The organism is Mesorhizobium sophorae (assembly GCF_002270415.1).
Classification (GTDB): Bacteria; Pseudomonadota; Alphaproteobacteria; order Rhizobiales; family Rhizobiaceae; genus Mesorhizobium; species Mesorhizobium sophorae.
The window spans coordinates 81,026-97,574 of record NZ_NNRI01000004.1 but is presented as its reverse complement, the minus strand read 5'-3'; the positions used below and the strand labels follow the sequence as shown (position 1 = coordinate 97,574).

Genomic DNA, 16,549 nt, shown 5'->3' with positions numbered 1-16,549 from the left:
GAAAGTGTCCAGCCACCTATTCGGCGCGCGCCCTTACTACCTCCTGCCGCCACAGCTCGCGCTCCCGCCGATGCGCTTGCCCATCGCCACCAGGTTGAGCCGGCTCGTATGATGGCAGCCCGTGGTCAGGCAATGGATATCGGCCTCATGCCCCAGCGCCAGCATCTTGCCGATGGTGTCGATCTTCAGCGGATAGGCGATCTCGGGAAGCTTGAACATCCCGGCCGATATAGGGTGGCACCAGAAACGAAAAAAGCCCCGCCCGGCCGGAGCCAAGCGGTGCGCGCCTTGAGAGGGCGAAACAGATCTACATGCCGCGCAGGACTCGCCAGATATCGGTCCAGTAGTAGGTGACCACCGAGCCGAGCGAAGCGAAGGCGATGCCGGTGACGCCGAGTGCACCCATGCCCATTAGCTTCCAGCGCGTCACCTCGGCGCCTGCGAGGAAGACCCAGACGGGCAGCGTGATACCGAAGACGAGGATCGGCAGCACCCACTTCTTCAGGAAGAGGCCAATGGCGACGGACATCAGCAGTCCCTCAACACGCCGTGGTGGAGGAAGCCGTGGAAGCCGGGCACGCCGATCGACCCGGCACCGGCCCCGCAGGTGTTGCCGACCTTGTCGACATGCACTGTTTCGCCGACTGTGCCATGCCGGCACCAGCAGCGATGCTCGGTGTCGGCAGGCTTGTCGCAATTGTTGGCGCGGCTGTCGATGTGCCACCACGACGTCTTGTTAATGATGCCTTCCCTGGAATAGGGAACGACGCAGACGATCGACTTCCCATCATATCCCTTCGGGCCAGATCTCGCCTCGAGGAGGGCTCCGACGGTTTCATCCGAGCGATGCGCAGCGCAAGGCCATCGCCGAAGGCGCGCATATCTATCTCGAACTGTTGCACTTCCGAGGCCCTTTGGCGCCAAGTCTTCTAATGGTCATGAGCGAGCCCTCCGATACGGACAATTTCCGTTTGTGGTGGAGGGCTCAGACCAACGGCCCATACCAGCCGAAGTCGGACGAGTCGCCGCGCCCGGTGACCGTCGAAGAACGCGGCCGGAAAATCGTGGCCGAGCATCTCAATGTCGGCGCCGAGAGGGTGACGGACGGCGCCAGCTTCATCGAAGACCTCGGCGCCGACAGCCTCGACCTCGTCGAACTCGTCATGACCTTCGAAGAGGAGTTCGGCATCGAGATCGCGGACAGCGATGCCGAGACGATCCTGACGTTTGGCGAGGCGGTCAAGTACATCGATGGAAAGGCCAGCAACCGTGGCTGACGTGACCGGCCCGATCTCCTCGCTGCCTGGAAGCGGGCACGACTCCCGGACGGGACGATGTGCGACGACCATCCGGATCGCCCCGCCGTCGCTCGCATCCAAGGCGAGACCGACAGCTTCGGCTCTGAGATGAACGACATGTGCGAGGAGTGCCTCGCCGCCTACCGCGAGGAGATGAAGAACGCCGATTGGTCCGGCACTTGCGACTGGTGCAAGACCCGCAAGCCACGCCTGCGGCCACTCCGCGACTACGAAGTGGGCATGTCCGGGCGCGTCTACGACGTCTGGGACGACTGCACCAAGCGCGTCGAAGATGAAGCCCGCGCGGAACTCGACTCTTACGGCGATGACTTGGACGACTGCGAAAACGACGAGGATTATGATGGCTGAGTACATGCATCTGATTGGCGCCGAAGAGGTGCGCAGCGCCGGCAACGCGATGTCGGGTGCCGCAAGCGAGATGCGCGGCGCGGCATCCTCGATCGACAGCGCCTTCGAACGCCATCACCGGTTTCTCGACGACTGGCTTCAGCGTTTCGAAGCCGCGATGGAGCGCGCCGAACGTGGGTTCGGCTACGCCATGCGAGCGCGAAAAGGCGCGGGGCTGCACCATGGCTGAAGCGATACGCGCATGGTCGCCACAGCAGGCCCGCCGCACTCGACGCCGTCGCGCACTGGTACGGCAGCGGGTTGGAACAAGAAACAGGAAAGTTCAGAAGGAGAGATCGCTATGGCCGGTTCACTTAACCGCGTGATGTTGATTGAAAATTTGGGGGCGGACCCGGAGATCCGCAGGCTCAACAGCGGTGATCCGGTGGTCAACATCCGGATCGCTACATCGGAGAGCTGGCGCGACAAAAACAGCGGTGAGCGTAAAGAATGGCATAACGTGTTGATTTTCAACGAAAATATCGCCAAGCTCGCGGAGCAATACCTCAAGAAAGGCATGAAGGTCTATCTCGAGGGCCAGCTGCAAACCCGCAAGTGGCAGGATCAGGGTGGCGCCGATCGGTATACGACAGAGATCGTCCTGCAGAGGTTCCGGGGCGAGCTTCAGATGCTCGATACCAGGAATGGCGGTGATGGCGATCGCAGTGACGATCGCGGCGGACGGCAGGAAAACCGATCAAGTGGTGGTGGCCGCGGTGGTGGCGACTTCGGCAGCAGCGGGCAGGGTGGTAGCGGCGCTGGCCGACGGTCGAACAGTGACCTTGACGACGACATACCTTTCAGTCCGGAGTGGCGCTGATGGCTGGCGCCGGGGAGCTGAAGCCGTGCCCGTTCTGCGAAGGGCAAAAACCGAAGCTCGGTATCGTGCGCGACGGCTATCGCGTGCAGTGCACATCCTGTGGCAGCGCTGGCGCACCAGAATTCCACGGTCCTCCGTCAATTGCTTCGTCGAAGGATCGCGCCATCGCAGCCTGGAACCGTCGCGCCACCCGCGCACCACGGAATACTGCTTGGTTGATCGAGCGCAAGGATGGCATCGGCAAGTATGGCAGCCCTTACACCCAGCCGCACTGGTACGCCGAAAGCGAAGATGGCGGCTGGCACTGGTGGACGCCCGACGCCAACGAGGCGAAGCAGTTCGCATCGAAGGCTGAGGCCGAAGCTTTCCCCGCCTACCAGATGATTGCGACCGATCCTGCTATCAGCGTGACAGATCACGTCGACGAGTTGGCACCAGCACCAGGAGAGGCAGACGAGTTGGTGTCGCGGCTGAATGTTCGCGCGGCGCACCTGGATAGTCTGCCACGTTTTGACGTACCGCTGGGAGACGTTGAACGCGAAGCTACCGCTGCAATCGCCGCCCTGACGGAGGAGCGGGATGTGCTGGCCTCCAAACTGGACCAAGCCGTCAACACCACGCAGCCGATGATCATCAGTCGAGTCGAGGATATCCGAGCAAAGACGTTCGAGCGCCAATATCGGCAGGCCCTCAAAGACCATGCAACAGCTATGGCCGAGATCACCCGTCTACAAGCCGAGTTGGCTGCGGCGCGTGACGCCGACCTGTTCTGGGACGATGACAATCCCGAAGAGAGTTACCGCGATGTCGAGGACATCTTCTGCGAGATAGGCGAAGCGGCAGCATTCCTGCTGGTTCGCCGGGCGAAGTCGCTGCCAGAGGCGTGGGTGAGCGGAGTTCTTGATGCCGAAAGCAACGCTTGGATCATCACGTATCACGACAGCAAGGAAGCCGCTCTCCCGTCTACACGACGGTGAGCAACCTTCTCACTAATCCTGTTTATGCCGGTGCTTACGCCTTTGGCCGAACCGGAAGTCGGACGATAATCGAAAATGGCCGCAAGCGAATCGTGCGCGGGCGGCGCAAAGCTCGCTCAGATTGGGCAGTCTTGCTCGTTGACCATCACGAAGGCTATTTGTCCCTGGGCAGACTTTGAAAGGAACCAACGGCTGATCGCTGACAATGCCAACGGCAAGGGCATGATGGTGCGCGGGCCGGTGCGCAAGGGGGAGGCTTTGCTTGTCGGCTATAATGGCGCCAAGGGTGATGTCGGCCGCTATACGTGTGACGCGACCCGGAGCAATCCTGACGGTGACCCCTGTATCTCGTTTGGCGCATTGCGGGTCGACGAGGCGGTGGGAGTCGAGATCGTGCGGTTGCTGCAACCGCTCGGCGTTGAAGCAGCCATCCAGGCGATCGCGCAGCGCGAGCATCAGTCTGGCGAAAAACAGCGGCAGATCGAGTTGGCTCTCGAACAGGCGCGTTACGAGGCGACACGGTCGACCCCGAGAATCGTCTGGTTGCTCACGAACTCGAGCGGCGGTGGAATGGCTTTGCGACGCGGGCGCGCCGACAGTATTACCCGCCTGGCGGTAAGAAAGAACCGGCGGGGTCAAACGCGGTGGACCGTCGAGCCTGAGACGGTGGAGTTGATCCGCGCCTGCGCACGAATGATGCCTGACAAGGCTATTGCTGGCATGCTCAACCGAGCAGGAAAGCGGACAGGTCGATCAAATGGCTGGACACAGTCGCGAGTGCGGGGCTTCCGCAACACGCACGACATCGCCGTCTACAGGGATGGCGAATGGGCCGAGCGCGGCGAAGTCACGTTGACCGAGGCCGCCAGGATGCTCAATCTGAGCCCCGCGACGGTCCTTCGTCAGATTCGTGCCGGCATCATCCCCGCCGAGCAATATTGCAAAGGCTCATCTTGGGTCATCAAACGACGGAATATCGAAGATTCTATGATCGCCGCCCTGCCAATGCAACAACAAATGAATCTGGTCACCCTCGACGTCTGCCACGACCTCGCGCAACACGACCCGCATGATACGCTTACGCGTGACGGCAGTGGCCGCCGGATGATGCCAGGCGGCCTCCACCAGTTCGGCCCCCATTTGCAACAGGCGCTGGCGCTCCTCGGCGCTCAAAGCGGCCGGTCGCTGTCGGAGCAGGACCTCCAGTTCTTCCTCGAGTGCCTGTACGGTCGCATCTGATCGAGCCCGCCGGCCCGTGCCTCAACGGGCCGTCATCATCAAATCCGGATCAAAACACCTTTGTCTTTCAATAACGTAGCGAGATGGGCATTATGACGTGGGACCAGGTCCGGTGGCGGCGTTGAGCTTCATGACGGCGGTCGACGATCCGTCGCGGTTCCGCCGCTCGCGCGATGTCGCGGCGTACTTCGGGCTGACATCGCGGCGCTGGCAGTCAGGCACCTCGATCGACGTCCAGGGCCGCATCTCGAAGGCCGGCGATGGCGATGTGCTGCGTGCGTGCAAGTTCCGAGGGAAGTCGCCCCCCGATTCCGAGATGATGTCGCCCCTCGTTCCGAGAATTAACCGCCCGCTGATTCCGAAATGATGCCGCCCCCTGGTGGCGGTGTTTGGGCCGGGTGCTCTGCTGGTGGAATGTTTCTTCTTTTGGGTTGTCCAGGGAAGGAACGAAATGCCTGCCGAGAGAGTGACCATGCGGTGTGTCCGCGAGATTTTGAGATATCGATTTGAAGAGGGCCTTGGCCACAAGGCGATCTCATACCGTGTGGGCGCAGCGCCCTCGACGGTGCGCGAAACGCTTCGCCGGGCGGAGGCTGCCGGCCTGGCCTGGCCGTTAGGGGATGAGATCACGGACGCGGTCCTGGAGGCTGCGCTCTACAAGGCGAACGGGACGAAGACGGGGCACCGCCGCAGCGTGGAGCCGGACTGGGCTTACGTGCATCGCGAGTTGAAGCGCAAGCATGTGACGCTGCAGATCCTTTGGGACGAATACATCGAGCGTCACCCCGATGGTTACCGTTACAGCCGTTATTGTGATCTTTACAGAGGCTGGGCATCCAACCTGCCGGTGACGATGCGGCAGAACCATGCCGCTGGCGACAAACTCTTCGTCGACTACGCCGGCGACACTGTGACCGTGGTCGTCGACCGGCTGAAGGGCAAGACGCGGCAGCGGTGGAGTTGTAGGTGATGTGCATGAACCGGCGTCTACCGCCTCCTCACAAGAAGATACTATGACAACGCCGCTGCGGAACTTATGACTGGATCGGTGAGGGTCTCGTGTGATCACCGTAATCCTCCGCTGCGCGGAAGTCGTCGCAGCTCCGCGCCCCCCAGAACCCTTCTGCCCACAAGCACTACTGCTTATTGCAGATACCCGATTTCATTTCCAAGACCTCAAGCTTGACGAGTTTGCCCGAAAGCGAGAAGTCGCCATAGTCCATCGCGAGGTCGCGTGTAATGCCAGTCTCGTGCAACTTGAAGCTAAGGCGCATTTGTGGCATTTCCTCGCCGCCCTTCCCGCTGTCGTCGAAATAGGCCATTTCGATCGGCCAGATGCGACCCCTTGCCAGCTTGGCAAGAGCCGGCACCTCAGGATCTTTTTGGTCGATTTGGGCGTTCTTGCCGATCAGAATGCTCGTGGTCATGGCCTTGACGCCGTCGTCTGCGCCGTCGAACTGTCTAGTCTCATAAAAGGTCTCGCCGGCATCGGCACGGTTCACTAGGTCAAGTATATGCTGTGTCGGAAACTGTGTTGGGCCGATGTCGAAATCCTGCTGCTCCGGCTTTTCCAGCCTGACAGTGACGTTCTGGCCCTCGCGTTTCGCCGTCCCTCGCACCTCTTTCTGGAGTGCCTGGTCGACATAGGTTTTAGTCATGAACGAGAAGGACTTGCTGTCGGCATCCTCGAAGGTCGTCATTTGCTGGTCAGTCAGCCCGCCTGCTGTGTCTGAATCGATACGTGTCACAATGCGGGTATTAGTTGTATAGCCTAGGCAGACAGAGCCATTGAACTCGTAAATCATACGGCCCGTTACGCCGCTAATCCCTGATCTCTCAGATGCTTTGACCAGCGCAAGATCGTAAACAGCACGATGAGGCAACGGAAGGCGCGCTGCTGAGGCGGTGCCCGACAGCGCAAAGACACAAAGGGCGACGATAGGAAGGGCGAGCCGTGTCGAAATACGCATTCGAAACCCCCGTTTGGTTGCAACCCGGCCGGATCTGCCGTTGCCGCTCTATAGGAGGAGCAAGAGCCGCGCCAACTGCGTAGGAGGAGCTCAGAAAATCTGTTTTGCATTTTATTCAACGGCTTAACTGAGAGTGCGGCGGCACGCCGGCCGAACATCACCGTGTCGCGGATGCGGCAACCCGACACTTCGTGGCGCGGTGTTTAGCATCTTTACGAGGTGGTGATTTTGTCAGGAGGCGCAAACTGTGCATTAGCAAAGACCCACAGTACACGCCGCAAGGGTGAGGACGGGTTGATGTGATTGGAAGGAGGATTCTTCGCCAAAAGGATCCCGCCATGCCAACCACGGTTCACACCGCCCTCATTGAGACCCTAAGCCGTCATTTTGCGCTGCGCAATTCGCGCCTGGAAACACTCGCGGTTCTGATCATCGGCCTGGTTCAGGGCCGCACAGTCAATCTCAGTCATGTGGCAAGCCAATTCCCGGGAGCAGCGCAGCACGGGTCGAAGTACCGCCGCCTGCAGCGCTTCTTCCAGTTGATCCGGCTGGATCAGGCGCTCGTCGCGCAGGTCGTCGTGCGCATGCTGAACCTGTCGCGGCCCAAATGCCTAGCGCTCGACCGCACCAACTGGAAAGTCGGCTCCAAGGACATCAACATTCTCATGCTCGCCATCGTGACGCGGCGCTTCCGGGTGCCGCTGCTTTGGACCGTGCTCGACCACCAGGGCAACAGCAACAGCGGCCAGCGCATCGAACTGATGCAGCGTTATCTGAGCCTGTTCGGCGCGGCCTCGATCGAACTGCTGCTTGCCGATCGCGAGTTCATTGGCGCTGGCTGGATCAAATTCCTGATGGAAAACAAGGTTCCGTTCGCCATTCGCGTCAAGGTCGGCCAGTGCGTCGCCCTGACCGACGGACGGCTCTGGACAATCAACTCCCTCTTGCGAAAGCGCCGCAAGAGCCGCGCCATCTCGACCCTCAAGGCCAGCCTGCCGGACGCAACCGCCACTCTGTCGTTCGCGGCCAAATGGATCGATGGCAGAAAGGGCCAGGAGGGCGAATGGCTAGTCGTCATGACCAACAACCCAAACGCCAAGGCCGCAATCCATGCCTACAAGAACCGTTGGGCCGTCGAATGCCTGTTCGCCGACGCCAAGACACGCGGCTTCAACATCGAAGACACAAGAATGACCGCACCCGACAAGATCGACACTCTCACCGCCATTCTCGCCATCGCCATCACCTGGGCCTATCGATGCGCAACCCAGACCATGGGCATGAAGGCCATCAAACGCAAAGTACACGGCTGACGCGAGAAATCCTGGTTCCGCATCGGCCTCGACGCTCTAAGGGCATGGATCAGTTTCTCTCCACAACTCGCTATCGACGCATGGGCCAAACCCTTCCCTAAACGAGCTATGGCGGAAACTGGGTGATGACGGTTTGAGGAGAGCGGCGTATCGAGGCGGGTGATGAAGCCTACCAGAACCTCTCAAGGAGAGCGATACGCCATGAACGAGACTACCAATGTTTTGCGTCTTCGTCAGCCCGACGAAATTGAGGATCCCCTGACGGATGTGCTGCGCACCGGGGCGCGCAAATTGCTGGCGCAGGCGATCGAGATCGAGGCCGAGACGTTTCTAGCCGAGATGCGGGATCTCAAGCTCGCCGACGGCCGTGCCCGGATTGTGCGGCATGGTCACGGCCCGGAGCGGAGCATCCAGACGGGGATCGGGCCAGTGCCAGTCAGCCGGGTGAAGATCCGGGATCGCGGCGCGAATGGCGAGGTTGATCGGCTCCGGCTGGTGGGAAGCCACAACTGGACCACCGCAGGGACGGGATACAACCGCGACGCTAGCCTGATCTTTTATGACCGCGACATCGCGAAGTTCTATCAGGACATCTTCCTCTACGACTGGAATCGAATCGGCCCGGCCAAGGTCGACGAGTCCTTGCCGATGCCGATAATCGTGACTGCGGCCAATGACACAACGCCACATCCTGGCTACGCTGCGGTTCCGCTTTCCGAAATCCTGGGACGTTGATCAATAGGATTTGTTTCGGTCGAGTCAAACGATGTCGAGCGCATAAGCGCACGGCTCATCGACACTTTAGCAAGATTACGAATCCATTAGTCTCCAAGCGGTTCCAAGGGTGCTACTTGGAACGTAGTCCTGCTGCCAACCGTATTGTCGGCACTAACGAGAAGGCCGAGGCCGCCAGCCATTGTGAGGAGGCGTTAGGCCGCAGGATACGCGGCTACCGTTGCCTGTGCCTTATGGCACTAACCGTTGCCGATGATCTTGCTGGCGAAAGCAACGCCATCCGCCATCAGAAACATAGTCAGAGCGATAAAGATCCGGAGCATCAGGTAGCTCATCGTAGCATCCTCCTTTGGAACGCTACCAGAAAATGTAGGTCTACGGCCTGACGCCATCCATCTAGACGACGAGGATTGGGAGCGGTTCATCCAGCCGATCGAAAAGCTGCGGACCGCCCTGTGGGCCCGACCGCCGTCGATCTTGGATGCCTGCGGCCTCCCTGTCGAGGCGGAGGTTGCGGAGAGACAGGCGGCCCATCGGCGGACCGAGGAAGAGCGTGCGGCGGAAGCGCAGCATCGCGCCGAGGAAGAAGCCAATGCCCGCGAAGCCGAAGTCGGGAAGGTCGTGCGCGCTGCCATGGGGACGGATGCCATCACATGGATGTCGACGCCTCTGGAAGGCCTCGCGGGCCTATCTCCGGCGGAAGCCGCCAGACGCTCGAAGGACGGCGTATGGAAGGTCATCGCGGCGCTTGATCGATGGCGGGACGAGCGCGCCGCCGATGCCCGTCGGCTCGAGCAGCGCGAGCAGAGCCTATCCAAGCTTCGGAATGCTGCACGGGAGAGCTTCGGACGGCCCGATTTCGCAGATTTGTGGATAAGACAGCCTTGCAAGGGATTGGCCGGAAAGAGGCCCGAGGATATCTGCGTCGACGACCGATCTCTCGAAAAGTGCCTCGAATTCCTTCCTGGCAAGAAGGCCCGCCGCGCCTGACTGCGGAGACGGTGCAGCCGCCTCGGGAATACGTTCGCCTCGAGGCTGTGAAAAGCGGGCATGACAAAAGGTTTCGCAACCGCAGCCCTCTCTTGCGTCGTAAGATTCATGCCGATCTTCAAATAAGGAACGGATTTATGGATCGAGAACCCGTCGACATTCAGCAGGCGCACCGTGCTTACATCGCTGCCATTGAGCGGCTGCAACTCGTCGCGCATTATCTCGACCGCGCTCATATGGGGCGATCGGCAACCGATTCGGAATTGGCAGACATCCATGATCGGCGCAAAGCGAAAGAGACGGCACTCCGCAAGATCTGTACGTGGCCTTGTCCAGACTTCGCAACGCTGCGCAGCAAGGCAAAGATTCTGCACGGAATACTGATGAGCGGCGAGACGCTGGGAGGGAACGAACAGAAGGCCTTGGTGCAGTCGATCTTGCAGATGGATAAAGCCACATCTGTTCTATTCGAATAATCCGTGGCTGCGCTTTACGCGTGGCATTCTCTTTCGCCTGATGCGAAGGCCGCATAGGCGGCTCAAGCGCCGAGTCATCCGTAGGGGAAGGTGCGGGCTCGGTCATTGCCGTCTCGGCCCTCCTCACGACCTGCCGGGAGCGTGTGAGAGGGAAATCAGGTCGTCCTCGACCAGAACGAGAACTTCAACCCGTTCCTTCGACCGTTCCTGAGGCTTGGCCGTTGTCCGCTTCGAACCAGCCGCCGATTGGTTACCGAGCAGGATTCTACATGCCCTGTGACAACCTGGGGCCGATACGCTACCACGGTCAGAGCGACACAGGGGGATGCTATGGGGTCGTTTTCCCAGGAACAACTGCAGGCCATTGCGGATGCGCTCGCGGACACTTCGGAAGGACTGCGAGGCCCCGAAATTGGTCACCTTCTGACGAGCTGTCATATCAAGGATACTGATCCGGCCATCACGAAGAGACATCGTCTCTACAACGCTTTCGCCCATGAACAGAATACGCGCCGCGATCGCACGCGCATCATGGGGTTCATCCGGAAGGCCATGAAGCCGGCGCGGTTCGCCCGCGAGCCTGAACGCTTCGAACCAATGCGTGCGAACCTCAACCGGGCGCTCGCTTTCACGGGGCTCTCGGTCGCCGCCTCTGGCGAGCTGTCGAAGGCCGAAAAGGTCGAGACGCTCGGGCAGGCAGAACGGCGGGCGCGGGAGCTGCGCGAAGGCCTCGCGTCACGAGGCGTGCATCCGGACGTGATGAAGTTCTGTCGGCAAGAATTGCTGCAGGACAACTATTTCCACGCCGTGCTCGAAGCGGTGAAGAGCATCGCCGCCAAGGTGCGGTCCCGCACCGGGCTCGATGACGATGGCGCCGTGCTCGTCGACAGGGCGTTTTCTGGGACACCTCCGATGTTGGCAATCAACGCCCTCGCGACCAAGAGCGAGCAGGACGAGCAGAAGGGCTTCGGCAATCTGCTGAAAGGGACGTTCGGGATGTTCCGCAATCCCACCGCACACGAGGCTCGGATAAACTGGACGATGTCGAAGGAGGATGCGGAGGACTTGCTGTCGCTTGTCTCGTTGATTCACCGTCGTCTGGACGCTGCCAGCATGCCACCGCGAGCATGATGCTTCAGGCAATTGCGGCAGTTGACGCCGCCGTGTATGTTCTATATTTGTTCCCGCCACCATGAAACAGGCATCGCTCCTCATACGCTGATCGCGCACCGCCGCTGCACCCTCGCAGCGGCCGATCATTCTTGCGTATGCGTAGGAGCGTCCCGTGACCGCCCAACCCGAAATCGAAACCGACCAACTCGCGTCAGTCCGCGCCGACGCCGCGCGTCTTCATTTCCATCCACGAGGAACTGTCCGCTGCATCGGCACGCCCTTGTTCAGGAACCAAGCCGCGCGTGACCTCGGATGTCTGCTCGACGTCGAACCGACGGTGGTCGAATGGTCATGTCTGCCGCTCGTACTGAATCGACAGGGCGACAGCCACGTGCCGGATTTTCTTGTGGTTCGGGAGGAGGGGACTTCGATCGTCGATGCAGTGTCGCAAAGCAGTCGTCTGGAGCCATGGATCGAGGATGCAGCCGCTGAGGCGGGCTATCGATATGAGGCCCAATCGACAGTCATTGCAGGACATAGGCTGGCCAATTCCATGGACCTGCTTCGGTATGCCAGCTGGCAGTGTCCGCTGGGCGACCGGGTTCGCGTGCTGGCGGCGTTGGACGAGCACGGCTCCCCCACCGTCGCCGAATGCCTGACCGCCTTCCATGAGACGGTCCCGATAGCGGGGCTTTCGTCGCTGGTCCTGCGACGTTTCGTCGAGATCGATCTCGACGAAACCAGGATCGGACCTGAGACAGCGGTTCGCCGCATCCGCAGCTGAACGTTGCTTTCGAACATCATCGCTGCTGCGCCCCAGAGTGCGCCGAGCCATCAAAGTCAGGACATCCAATGAAACGCCTGTCGAAAGCGCTGAGCGCGAAGCTCGCCTTGAACGCGACGCGGTTCGCCGCTTATTGCTCGGTAATGCGGGCACTCCGGGACCAACGGGACTTCCTGTCGGGAGGACCGGCCGTAATCGTCCTGATCGCGCCGAGGGAAGAGGACGTGGATATTTACGAGGGTGCGTCCAAATTCCCGGCAAAGGGGGAATCGCTTATCACCGGAAGCGTGTACGATCGCGATCGGACGCTCGTCATGACGGTCGAACCGGATGGGCGAAAAAAGTCCGAACGGTTCGACCTCCTCGGGATCACGGGTTCCAACGACCGCATCGTCGTCGTTACGCATTCCCGCGACCTTCTCGCGGAAAACGTTGACGCGGTTGCAGATGCTGTGCTGGTGCTTCCGGCCATCCAGCCCCGATATCTCAAGGCGGCCGCCCGTTTCTGCCGCAACCAAATCCTGTCGGACGAGGATGCTTCATTCCTGGCGACGGTCCCTCTGCATGTTCTCGCCGCAATCTGGCGCAAGGGCAGGGCGCTGAACAAGGTCTTGCAAGCGGCTCGCGCCACCATGGTCGCTCCAAAGTCGAGCGTAGGGCAGGGACCGACATTGGACGACCTCCATGGACTGGGCGCCGCTGCCGCCTGGGGAAGGGAGCTTGCCGTCGACTTAGTGGACTGGCGAGCAGGCAAGATCGGGTGGTCGGAAGTCGACAGGGGAATCCTGCTCAGCGGGCCGCCGGGGTCGGGCAAGACGATGTTCGCCGCGGCTCTCGCGCGAACCTGCGGAGTCCATCTTGTGTTGGGTTCGCTGGCGCGCTGGCAGGCAATGGGCCACTTGGGAGATCTTTTGAAGGCGATGAGAGGGGCGTTCGCGGAAGGCATGAAGAACGCGCCCTCGATCGTGCTCATTGACGAGATCGACTCAGTTGGAGACAGGCAGGCCTTTTCCGGGCCAAACGCACAATATAGCCGGGAGGTCGTCAATGGCCTGCTGGAGTGTCTCGATGGATCCGGCGGCCGGGAAGGCGTCGTCGTGGTCGGCGCGACTAACTTTCCCCACATGCTGGATGCGGCGCTGACTCGCCCGGGCCGCCTCGACAGGCATGTGAACATTCCGCTGCCGGACATGATGGGACGACGAGGAATTCTTGGTTGGCATCTAGCCAAAGCGTCGTCTTCTCTGGACCTGACTTCCGTAGCCGCTCGCACGGACGGCTGGACAGGGGCGGCCCTGGAACAGCTCGCCAGGCAGGCGCGTCGCCGTGCGCGCCGTGCGCGGCGCGACCTCGAAACCGCGGACTTGCTCGCCGAGTTGCCTGAACTCATGTCTCTCCCTGAAGCCTTGCTGTGGCGAAACGCGATCCACGAGGCAGGCCACGTGGTCGTCGGCCTGGCGCTTGTCGTCGGCGATTTCAGGAGCGTGGAGATCATCGACACCTTCGACCCGACAGGCGAAACCACGCAACGGGGAGGAGGGGCTCGTTTCGACGAGCGGCTCTTTCCGGAACGGACGAAGGCCGGATTCCTCGACCGGATCGCCGTCGCGCTTGCAGGACTCGCAGCCGAGGAGGCTGTGTTCGGTTCGAGGTCCGCCAGAGGCGGGGGAAGGAAAGGTTCGGACCTTCACATCGCCACGGTGACCGCCCTGGAGGTGGAAGCCGCGTACGGGCTGGGTGGAGGCTTCACGTTCCTGTCGGGAGCAAGCGAGGAGGAACTGCTCGTGACGCTGCACATGAACGGCGACCTGCGGTTTCGGGTTGAGAAACTGCTTGCTGATGAATTCCAGCGTGCGAAGATCCTGATCGAGACCAGGCGCGAGGAGCTTCACTGGCATTGCGAAGGCCCTGCTGCAAAAGCGAAGGCTGTCAGGATCCGAAGTGGACGAACTGATCGATATTCAACATCGGTCTGGCCGTCAGGAGTCGACCATTGGCCTATCCGATCATATCAGCACATGAGGCGAGGAACTTTCGGGGCAGGCTCCTGGGGCTCTCCCGATGCATCGACATCCAATCTCCAATCTGGAAGCAGGCGGACTGTCGGCAAAAGCTCAAGCTTTCCGGTTGTCCGCTGGTCAAACCCATCGCGAACCGGACGAATCCGCCAGTCGCCTGAATCCAACATTTCTGGAAATTTTGGTGATATTGCCCCGGCTGCCTTGCGATGGCTGTTAAGCCTGATCCGAAGAGACCATCAACGTTGCCTTCACCCGCTCTCTCCGAGGTAGCGATGCAACAGAACCGTGTTATGAGTGGTTATCACTTAAAACACGTGGCGGAATTCCGCCCAGAAGGGAGATTATGTCCAGTATCGATGGCGGTATTTACGATTTACTCGGGATATTCGCCGTACTTGCCCTCGTCGCCGCCAATGGTTTCTTTGTCGCGGCCGAATTTTCACTTGTGGCCGTTCGTCGCAGCCGCGTCACCGAATTGGTAAATGCTGGCAGGCTTAATGCAGTTGCCCTGAAGCGCGCCGTCGACAACCTTGATGCCAATCTGGCGGCAACACAGCTTGGCATCACCATATCTTCCCTCGCGCTCGGATGGATCGGCGAACCTGCTCTCGCCCACCTGATTGAACCCTTGCTGAGCATGTTACCGGGGTCCCTTGCTACAGTTGGCTCGCATGCCATCGCGGTAGCCATTTCCTTCGTCATCATCACGGCACTTCACATCGTGCTTGGTGAATTGGCGCCCAAGAGCTTGGCGCTCCAGCGCAGTGAAGGTACAGCTCTCTGGGTGGTCCGCCCTCTCGGGCTGTTTCTATTCCTGTTGCGCCCCGCAATCGTCGGTCTAAACGGCCTCGGTAATCTTGTGCTGCGCCTTTGCGGACTGCGGCCGGGTACGGGCGAGGAGTCCTTGCATTCGCCCGAGGAGCTTAAACTGCTTGTCGCCGCCAGCCAGGAGGCCGGGCTGCTGCACCAGGCACAGCAGGAACTGGTCGAACGCGTCTTCAACATTGGCGACCGCCGCATTGCCGATATCATGACACCGCGTCGCGATGTCGACTGGATCGATGCCGATGACAGCATGGACGAGATTTTGCGAGCGGTCCGGGACTGCAGCCATGAGCAGCTTCTGGTCGGACGTGGCGGGGTGGACGAACCCCTAGGTATGATCCTCAAGAAGGACCTCCTCGACCAGGTGCTCGATGGCAAAACTCTCGATCCAATGGCCGTCATCCGCCAGCCCGTAATCGTCCACGAAGGAACGCCGATTTTCCGCGTGCTTGACCAGTTCAAGAAGGCACCAGTGCGGCTGGCCATCGTCATTGACGAATACGGCAGCCTGGAGGGCGTCGTCACCCAAACCGACCTGCTTGAAGCCATTGCTGGCGACCTGCCGGACGTGGAGGGCGAGACTCCTGACATCGTCGAGCGCGATGACGGCTCCCTGCTGATCGACGGCATGATGCTGGCGCACGATGCCTTTGCCCGCCTTGGCTTCCGATCTGGATTGGCAGAAGGCGATTTCCACACCATCGCCGGATTCGCCTTGTCCCAGCTTGGGCATCTTCCGGAAGTTGGCGAACAGTTTGATTACGAAGGATGGCACTTCGAAATCCTCGACATGGACGGAAGGCGCATCGACAAGCTGCTTGTGCGCCGCGAGGCCGCTACATCCACTGCTGCAGCCATTTGAGGCCGAAGGCGCCGGGTGCCAGTATGCCCGTCGCCCACAGGATCGCCGAACTGATATTGGCGATTTGGAAGGTCAGCGCGGGCATCTCGCAGATGCCCGCGACCAGCGGCACGGAAGCGCGCAACGGGCCCGAGAAACGGCCGATGAATACGCCCGGCCCGCCCCAGAGTTCGAAGAACCGATGGCCGCGTGGCAAAAGGTTGGGGTAGCGCATCAGCGGCCAGTAGTTCGAAACGCTGTGTCCCAACTTGGTGCCGATCCAGAAGGACAGCCAGTCGCCCATGAAGGCGCCGACAATGGCCGCCAGCCACAACGGCCAGAAGGCGATGCCGCTTTCGCCGATCAGGAAGCCGACGCCGAGCAGGATGACGGTCGCGGGAAGCAGCAGCGAAATTAACGCCAGCGATTCCCCGAAGGCCAGCACAAGCACCAGCGGCACACCCCATGCTTCGTGTTCGCGAATGAAGGCGACCGTCGCCTGCGTGATCTCGGTGAGGCTCATTCCGTGTCTTTCCGCCTTGCTTCGAGGTTGGCAGCCCAGCCGTGAAGCACCGCGCCTTGCGTGGGTGACAGCTTTGGCGTGTCGATGCGCGACTGTCTTTCAGAGGCGGCCCTTCGAAGCAAGCTTCCATGTCGGCGCGGCATCGGGAACAGCGTTGGCTCCGGTAAGTGTCGATTTACGCTAATTGCGCGCAATTCGAGGAGTGGGGGTTTCCGC

19 protein-coding genes and 3 pseudogenes are annotated in these 16,549 nt (G+C 60.7%); 17 read left to right on the top strand and 5 right to left on the bottom strand.

The features are described from left to right. Positions 1 to 36: 36 nt before the first annotated feature. From CGZ66_RS03675 to CGZ66_RS03665, 3 genes are all read right to left on the bottom strand, one after another. Positions 37 to 219 carry a hypothetical protein gene (locus CGZ66_RS03675; RefSeq protein ID WP_095081666.1) on the bottom strand — a complete coding sequence of 61 codons (183 nt, stop codon included), beginning with the start codon at positions 217 to 219 and terminating at the stop codon, positions 37 to 39. Between the two features lie 88 nt (positions 220 to 307). Further along, positions 308 to 529: a DUF1515 family protein gene (locus CGZ66_RS40620; RefSeq protein WP_245330994.1), complete on the bottom strand. Its 222-nt coding sequence runs from the start codon at positions 527 to 529 to the stop codon at positions 308 to 310. Next, positions 529 to 924: a hypothetical protein gene (locus CGZ66_RS03665; protein WP_095081664.1), complete on the bottom strand. Its 396-nt coding sequence runs from the start codon at positions 922 to 924 to the stop codon at positions 529 to 531. The genes CGZ66_RS40620 and CGZ66_RS03665 overlap by 1 nt, the downstream gene beginning before the upstream one ends. A gap of 110 nt (positions 925 to 1,034) precedes the next feature. Here CGZ66_RS03665 and CGZ66_RS03660 point away from each other — a divergent pair, with 110 nt between their 5' ends. The 9 genes and pseudogenes from CGZ66_RS03660 to CGZ66_RS03615 form a co-directional block, all read left to right on the top strand. After that, positions 1,035 to 1,277, top strand: coding sequence for an acyl carrier protein (locus CGZ66_RS03660; protein ID WP_245331001.1), 243 nt, complete (start codon positions 1,035 to 1,037; stop codon positions 1,275 to 1,277). A 57-nt stretch (positions 1,278 to 1,334) separates the two neighbouring features. After that, a complete protein-coding gene (locus CGZ66_RS03655; protein WP_095081662.1) occupies positions 1,335 to 1,667 on the top strand; it encodes a hypothetical protein in 333 nt (110 codons plus the stop codon). Beyond that, the gene (locus tag CGZ66_RS03650) at positions 1,660 to 1,896 is read left to right on the top strand and encodes a hypothetical protein (RefSeq protein ID WP_095081660.1); all 237 of its coding nucleotides are present in this window, start codon (positions 1,660 to 1,662) and stop codon (positions 1,894 to 1,896) included. Before CGZ66_RS03655 ends, CGZ66_RS03650 begins: the two co-directional genes overlap by 8 nt. Before the next feature lie 111 nt (positions 1,897 to 2,007). Continuing rightward, positions 2,008 to 2,526 carry a single-stranded DNA-binding protein gene (gene ssb, locus CGZ66_RS03645; RefSeq protein WP_095081658.1) on the top strand — a complete coding sequence of 173 codons (519 nt, stop codon included), beginning with the start codon at positions 2,008 to 2,010 and terminating at the stop codon, positions 2,524 to 2,526. After that, positions 2,526 to 3,503 (top strand): Lar family restriction alleviation protein, encoded by a 978-nt coding sequence (locus CGZ66_RS03640; RefSeq protein WP_095081656.1) that lies wholly within the window; start codon positions 2,526 to 2,528, stop codon positions 3,501 to 3,503. The genes ssb and CGZ66_RS03640 overlap by 1 nt, the downstream gene beginning before the upstream one ends. Beyond that, positions 3,500 to 3,682, top strand: coding sequence for a recombinase family protein (locus tag CGZ66_RS40615; protein ID WP_245330993.1), 183 nt, complete (start codon positions 3,500 to 3,502; stop codon positions 3,680 to 3,682). The genes CGZ66_RS03640 and CGZ66_RS40615 overlap by 4 nt, the downstream gene beginning before the upstream one ends. A gap of 43 nt (positions 3,683 to 3,725) precedes the next feature. Further along, positions 3,726 to 4,742, top strand: coding sequence for a helix-turn-helix domain-containing protein (locus tag CGZ66_RS41505; protein WP_342586844.1), 1,017 nt, complete (start codon positions 3,726 to 3,728; stop codon positions 4,740 to 4,742). Positions 4,743 to 4,842: 100 nt separating this feature from the next. Then, a pseudogene (locus tag CGZ66_RS03625) lies at positions 4,843 to 5,022 on the top strand (transposase); the annotation flags it as partial. Between the two features lie 192 nt (positions 5,023 to 5,214). Continuing rightward, positions 5,215 to 5,694: pseudogene (locus CGZ66_RS03615) on the top strand (IS21 family transposase); the annotation flags it as partial. Positions 5,695 to 5,878: 184 nt separating this feature from the next. Here CGZ66_RS03615 and CGZ66_RS03610 read toward each other — a convergent pair. Then, a complete protein-coding gene (locus CGZ66_RS03610; protein WP_095081654.1) occupies positions 5,879 to 6,712 on the bottom strand; it encodes a cell envelope integrity EipB family protein in 834 nt (277 codons plus the stop codon). Positions 6,713 to 7,050: 338 nt separating this feature from the next. Here CGZ66_RS03610 and CGZ66_RS03605 point away from each other — a divergent pair, with 338 nt between their 5' ends. The 8 genes and pseudogenes from CGZ66_RS03605 (at position 7,051) to CGZ66_RS03570 (ending at position 15,831) form a co-directional block, all read left to right on the top strand. Then, positions 7,051 to 8,025: an IS4 family transposase gene (locus tag CGZ66_RS03605; protein ID WP_095081653.1), complete on the top strand. Its 975-nt coding sequence runs from the start codon at positions 7,051 to 7,053 to the stop codon at positions 8,023 to 8,025. A gap of 201 nt (positions 8,026 to 8,226) precedes the next feature. Next, positions 8,227 to 8,529, top strand: a pseudogene (locus CGZ66_RS41500) (IS256 family transposase); the annotation flags it as partial. 708 nt (positions 8,530 to 9,237) lie between these two features. Next, on the top strand, positions 9,238 to 9,750 hold the full coding sequence (locus CGZ66_RS03595; protein ID WP_095081649.1) for a hypothetical protein: 513 nt from the start codon (positions 9,238 to 9,240) through the stop codon (positions 9,748 to 9,750). A 137-nt stretch (positions 9,751 to 9,887) separates the two neighbouring features. Continuing rightward, positions 9,888 to 10,226 carry a hypothetical protein gene (locus tag CGZ66_RS03590; RefSeq protein ID WP_095081647.1) on the top strand — a complete coding sequence of 113 codons (339 nt, stop codon included), beginning with the start codon at positions 9,888 to 9,890 and terminating at the stop codon, positions 10,224 to 10,226. Between the two features lie 330 nt (positions 10,227 to 10,556). After that, positions 10,557 to 11,357 carry a TIGR02391 family protein gene (locus CGZ66_RS03585; protein WP_095081645.1) on the top strand — a complete coding sequence of 267 codons (801 nt, stop codon included), beginning with the start codon at positions 10,557 to 10,559 and terminating at the stop codon, positions 11,355 to 11,357. Between the two features lie 154 nt (positions 11,358 to 11,511). Further along, positions 11,512 to 12,123, top strand: a complete 612-nt coding sequence (locus tag CGZ66_RS03580; RefSeq protein WP_245330992.1) for a hypothetical protein — start codon at positions 11,512 to 11,514, stop codon at positions 12,121 to 12,123. Positions 12,124 to 12,191: 68 nt separating this feature from the next. Continuing rightward, on the top strand, positions 12,192 to 14,414 hold the full coding sequence (locus CGZ66_RS03575) for an AAA family ATPase (protein ID WP_095081643.1): 2,223 nt from the start codon (positions 12,192 to 12,194) through the stop codon (positions 14,412 to 14,414). A 73-nt stretch (positions 14,415 to 14,487) separates the two neighbouring features. Next, positions 14,488 to 15,831: a hemolysin family protein gene (locus CGZ66_RS03570; RefSeq protein ID WP_095081641.1), complete on the top strand. Its 1,344-nt coding sequence runs from the start codon at positions 14,488 to 14,490 to the stop codon at positions 15,829 to 15,831. Here CGZ66_RS03570 and CGZ66_RS03565 read toward each other — a convergent pair. Continuing rightward, positions 15,806 to 16,333, bottom strand: coding sequence for a DedA family protein (locus tag CGZ66_RS03565; RefSeq protein ID WP_095081639.1), 528 nt, complete (start codon positions 16,331 to 16,333; stop codon positions 15,806 to 15,808). The genes CGZ66_RS03570 and CGZ66_RS03565 overlap by 26 nt on opposite strands. Between the last annotated feature and the right edge of the window lie 216 nt (positions 16,334 to 16,549).